9 protein-coding genes are annotated in these 4,483 nt (G+C 68.6%); 3 read left to right on the top strand and 6 right to left on the bottom strand.

What is annotated here, in order from left to right; genetic code table 11:
* Positions 1–124: 124 nt before the first annotated feature.
* The 3 genes from RMO30_RS01905 to RMO30_RS01895 form a co-directional block, all read right to left on the bottom strand.
* Complete coding sequence (locus tag RMO30_RS01905) at positions 125–418, bottom strand: GIY-YIG nuclease family protein (RefSeq protein ID WP_309708778.1); 294 nt, start codon at positions 416–418, stop codon at positions 125–127.
* 235 nt (positions 419–653) lie between these two features.
* Positions 654–1,538 carry an aminotransferase class IV gene (locus RMO30_RS01900; protein WP_309708776.1) on the bottom strand — a complete coding sequence of 295 codons (885 nt, stop codon included), beginning with the start codon at positions 1,536–1,538 and terminating at the stop codon, positions 654–656.
* Positions 1,539–1,555: 17 nt separating this feature from the next.
* Positions 1,556–1,870 (bottom strand): tryptophan synthase subunit alpha, encoded by a 315-nt coding sequence (locus RMO30_RS01895; RefSeq protein ID WP_309708773.1) that lies wholly within the window; start codon positions 1,868–1,870, stop codon positions 1,556–1,558.
* A 191-nt stretch (positions 1,871–2,061) separates the two neighbouring features.
* On the opposite strand from RMO30_RS01895, the gene RMO30_RS01890 reads away from it, so the two are divergent.
* From RMO30_RS01890 to RMO30_RS01880, 3 genes are all read left to right on the top strand, one after another.
* Positions 2,062–2,319, top strand: coding sequence for a hypothetical protein (locus RMO30_RS01890; RefSeq protein ID WP_309708771.1), 258 nt, complete (start codon positions 2,062–2,064; stop codon positions 2,317–2,319).
* A gap of 296 nt (positions 2,320–2,615) precedes the next feature.
* Complete coding sequence (locus RMO30_RS01885) at positions 2,616–2,885, top strand: hypothetical protein (RefSeq protein ID WP_309708767.1); 270 nt, start codon at positions 2,616–2,618, stop codon at positions 2,883–2,885.
* Positions 2,866–3,201 (top strand): type II toxin-antitoxin system PemK/MazF family toxin, encoded by a 336-nt coding sequence (locus tag RMO30_RS01880; protein WP_309708764.1) that lies wholly within the window; start codon positions 2,866–2,868, stop codon positions 3,199–3,201. The genes RMO30_RS01885 and RMO30_RS01880 overlap by 20 nt, the downstream gene beginning before the upstream one ends.
* Here RMO30_RS01880 and RMO30_RS01875 read toward each other — a convergent pair.
* The 3 genes from RMO30_RS01875 to RMO30_RS01865 form a co-directional block, all read right to left on the bottom strand.
* Complete coding sequence (locus RMO30_RS01875; protein WP_309708761.1) at positions 3,198–3,614, bottom strand: type II toxin-antitoxin system VapC family toxin; 417 nt, start codon at positions 3,612–3,614, stop codon at positions 3,198–3,200. The two genes, RMO30_RS01880 and RMO30_RS01875, sit on opposite strands and share 4 nt — an antisense overlap.
* A complete protein-coding gene (locus tag RMO30_RS01870) occupies positions 3,611–3,838 on the bottom strand; it encodes a type II toxin-antitoxin system prevent-host-death family antitoxin (RefSeq protein ID WP_309708758.1) in 228 nt (75 codons plus the stop codon). The genes RMO30_RS01875 and RMO30_RS01870 overlap by 4 nt, the downstream gene beginning before the upstream one ends.
* Before the next feature lie 125 nt (positions 3,839–3,963).
* Positions 3,964–4,483, bottom strand: a 520-nt coding sequence (locus tag RMO30_RS01865; RefSeq protein ID WP_309708755.1) for a C-terminal helicase domain-containing protein, incomplete at its 5' end; no start/stop codon positions are given.

Genomic DNA, 4,483 nt, shown 5'->3' with positions numbered 1-4,483 from the left:
GCGGCGTATCGAAACCGCGAGGCTCCGCGGGTTGAGTGCCCGCGTAGCGGGTGTATCGAAACCGCGAGGCTCCGCGGGTTGAGTGCCGCCGCAGGCGGCGTATCGAAACCGCCCCCGAGCAACCTCAAACCCCAGGTCGCGGAAACTGTTTCTTGCTGAGCCCCGGGAGCGCGTCGAAATCGCCCGCTATCAGCGCCTCCCGCTTCGCCCGCGACCACCCCTGAACCCGCTTCTCCAGGAGGTATGCGTCGTCGATCCGGTCGAACTCGGCGCACCACACGAGCTCAACCGGCAACCGTTTCGCGGTGTATGCCGACCCCATCCCCGACCCGTGCTGTTCGAGACGGCGCTCGAGGTTCCTCGTGCTTCCGACGTAGTAGCTGCCGTCCGCGCAGCGGAGAATGTAGCAGGCGATCATGCCGACATCGTGGCGCCTACGGGATATCGCAGGTCGTCGACATCCACAGCTGGTTGCTCGGGGGGCGGTTTCGATACACCCGCTACGCGGGCACTCAACCCGCGGAGCCTCGCGGTTTCGATACACCCGCTACGCGGGCACTCAACCCGCGGAGCCTCGCGGTTTCGATACGCCGCCTTCGGCGGCACTCAACCCGCGGAGCCTCGCGGTTTCGATACGCCGCCTGCGGCGGCACTCAACCCGCGGAGGGGGTGGCGAGGGAGTGGAGGTGGGCCGTGAAGGATGCGGTGAGGGCGGCATCCACCGGCTTGGGGATGCCGTCGACGGCACGGATCGGAGCCGCGAGCCGCACCGACGACACCAGCCAGGCGGCGTCGGCGGCGGCGAGGTCGGCCGGAGTCAACCGCTCGTACACCGTCGAGTATCCGTTGCGAGCCGCCCACTCGAACAGTTCCGCCTGGGTCGTGCCGGCGAGGATGCCGAGGTCGGTGCGCGTGGTGTGCAGCGTCATGCCGGTGCGCAGCACCAGAGTCGACGTCGGGCCTTCGAGCAGGTAGCCGTCACTCGTCGTGAACACGACATCGTCGGCATCCCGTTTCGCTGCCTCCCGGTAGGCGGCGCGGTTGATGGCGTACGAGATCGTCTTCGCGCCCTGCAGCAGCCACGGCGAGGTTTGCGCGATGTCGTTCCGGTAGCCGCGGTCGAGCAGCACGACGCGCAAACCCTCTTCGCGCACCGACACGGTTGAAGGCGACACCGTCGCGTAAGCCCACCCGGTGGGTGCATCCCCACCTTCGATCCCGCGGCTCAGCACCATCTTGACCCAGCCTTCCGGGCCTGCGTCGAGGGCTGCGGCGACTTCGCGCAATGCCGCATCCCACACCGAGGTGTCTTGCGCGGGCAGGTCGAGCATCCGCACCGAGTTCGCGAACCGCTCGAAGTGTCGGGCGGCCTTGATCGGGCGCCCCTCGTGCAGCCCGACGGTTTCGAACACTCCGTCGCCGCGGGTCGCCGCCAGTTCGGTCACGGTGAGCGCAGGCTGGGCGGGGTCGACCAGTCGGTACCCGGTCGCGGCACCCGACGGGTCGAAGTCGAAGAGAGCGAGAGCGGATGTCGGCATGCTGTGTCTCCGCAAACTCAGGCGCTCGCCATGCGACGGTCGAGCATCGACCAGACGGTGGGGGTGAGGTCGGGGTAGGCGAGGGCGATCTGGCGCAGCATCCGGTAGTCCACCTCGGGGGTCGGGCGACGCGAGTTGTCGGCCATGATCAGTTCGGCACGCAGAATCAGCACCACGAGTTCGTCGATCGTCGGGATCTCATCCATGAACGCCCACGGGTCTTCGCCGGCGCGCAGCCGTTCCACGACGACGGTGGCGAGTTCGTCTTGAGCTTCGGCACGCAGCACCTCCAGGCTGGCGCGGCGGGGGCGTCCGGGGCTCTCGGAGGTCACCGTTCGAGCCTAACGCGCGGGTGCGGCTGGGGTCTCGATACACCTGGTCTCGATACACCGCGCTGGCGCGCGGCACTCGACCCGCGGCACTCGAGGCGCGGCACTCGACCCGCGGCACTCGACCCGCGGCACTCGACCCGCGGCACTCGAGGCGCGGCACTCGACCCGCGGGCGCTGGATAGGGTGAGGGAATGCCGAGGGTCGCGCGTGTCGCCGCCGTTGTCGCCGTCGGGGCCGCCCTGGTGTTCGCCCCCGCCGGCGCCGTCGCGGCGGGGAGCGCGACGCAGCAGGACCTCGACGATTTCGAGATCGAGTCATTCGACGCCGACTTGGCTCGTCGGGTGGCAGCTTCTCGGGTGGTGGTGGCGGCGGCGGAGGGGGTCGCGGGCGTTAACCGCACCCCGGAAACGGCGACGCCCGCGGGGGTGAGCCCGCGGACGTCTGCGTGACCGTTGGTGATACTCCGGGCGGTCACCTCCCGGGGTTTTAGGGCAGATCTGCGAGCTGAGCGGCGTCTCTCAGGTCGGGGTGCCGTCGACCCCCAGGGCTTGGCCGGGCGAACTGCCGCCCGGCGCGGGTCCGAGGTCGACTTGACTCATCGGTTGGGTGTCCTCGAGTGCGCTCATCGCTGCCTCCTGGTTGCGGATGCTCCAGTGCACCCCGATCCGGCGGTTATGTCGAGGGGTTGCCGAAACGCGATGGTGGGGCTAGGCAGCGAGCGGTATACCGCGGGTATACTCCGGGCATGGCCACGACGATCAAGGTGCCGGAAGACCTCCGCGACCGTCTCAACGCGCGGGCGCGGGCATCCGACCTCACCGTCGCGCAGGTGATCGAGAAGCTCATCGCTGCGGATGAGCGCGCCGAGCGGTTCCGGGCGATCAAAGAAGCACGGGCGCGCATGACTCCTGCACAGTGGGCGGAGTACGAAGAAGAGACACAGATCTGGGAGCGGGCGTCCAACGAGGACCTCGCCAAGTACGACCCTTTACCTGATGAACCTGCTGCCGGGTGATGTGATCTGGGTCGACCTCGAGCCGACCCGCGGTCGCGAGCAGGGTGGGGTGCGTCCGGGTGTCGTTGTCTCGTCGACGGCTGCTCTCGAAGCCGTCGACTCGCTGGCCATCGTCATCCCGCTGACCACGCGTGACCGGGGGTGGCCGAACCACGTGCCCGTTGCCGGGATGACCGGGCTCTCCGCTGCGAGTTGGGCGATGACTGAGCAGCCACGGTGCGTACCACGCGAGCGGATTCTGCGGTGGACGGGTGCGGTCGATGAGGAGACGTTCGACACGATCCGGATGTACCTTCGGGACTCGCTCGACCTCTAGGCGGATGCTTCGCGCTCGCGCACGGCCCGCACGTCGAGGCCGCCGATTGCCGCGAAGTCGTCGGGGTTGGCTGTGTAGAGGGGGAGGTTGTGGGCCAGGGCGGTTGCGGCGATGAGGGCATCGAACGCGCGCGCGGACGTCTTACGACCGGCGCTCCGCAGGTCGGCTGCGACCCGCCCGTATGCGCGGGCGACGCGCGCGTCGAAAGGGAGGGCTTCGAAGTCACCCTCGGCCAACTGCACGTGCGACTGACGAAGCGCGCGTTCCCGAGGGTCGTGAGCGATGAGCGGGCCCGCCGTCAGTTCGGCGAGGGTGACCGTGCTAATCACCGAAACGGTAGGGAGCGACTCCCGGTCGAGTTCAGCGAGGCGGATGAGGACGTTGGTGTCGATGAGTCCCCGGGCGGCTCTCATAGGGACTGGTCAATGACACTGTCGATATCGGCGCGGAAGCGTTCCACGTCGATCGGGGGCAAGTGTCGACGTCGGGCGATGAGTTCGTCGGTGGTGGGGCCCCGGCGGGGGAGGGGGTGGATCTCTGCGATCGGTTCGCCGTCGCGCGTCACGATGACCGATTCACCGCGCGACACCTCGGCGAGGATCTCGCCGCCTCGATTTCTCAGGTCTCGGATGGTCACGGTTCTAGGCTCGCCCATGAGGGCACTGTATCACCGGTGATACATGGTGCCCTGTGAGACCTTGCCGCTGTTTCAGGTTGTGGAGGGGTTGGTTTCGATACGCGTCCGCCTTCGGCGGGCGCTACTCAACCCGCGGTGGGGGCGGGGGTGGTCAGGCGGATGAAGCCGGAGAGTTCGGCGAGGGCTTGCGGGGTGTGGGGGAGGTAGTCGCGCAGGGCGGGGGAGTGGATGAGGTACGCCGCCCACTGGCCGCGCGAAATGGCGACGTTGAGCCGGTTGCGTTGCAGCAGGAACGAGATGCCGCGCGGCACATCCGCAGCTGAGGATGCCGTGAGCGACACGATCGCGACGGCCGCCTCCTGCCCCTGGAACTTGTCGACCGTGCCCACCGGCACCTCGCCGAGACCCGCAACAGCGAGGGTGCGGCGCAACAGATCCACCTGGGCGTTGTACGGCGCGACCACGATGATGTCGTGCAGCTCCACCTCGAGGCGCCGACCGTCCGTGCTCGTCCAGGTCCGTCCGACGAGAGCCTCCACCGCATCGGCGACGACCTCCGCCTCCTCCCGCGAGCGTGGGCCGTTCGCCTCATGGACGACGGGGAGCCAGCGGACCCCGGCCCCGGACAGGATCGCGTCCGGGCCA

Source organism: Pseudolysinimonas sp., from assembly GCF_031389465.1.
Classification (GTDB): Bacteria; Actinomycetota; Actinomycetes; order Actinomycetales; family Microbacteriaceae; genus Pseudolysinimonas_A.
This window is presented reverse-complemented; position numbering and strand designations above follow the sequence as displayed.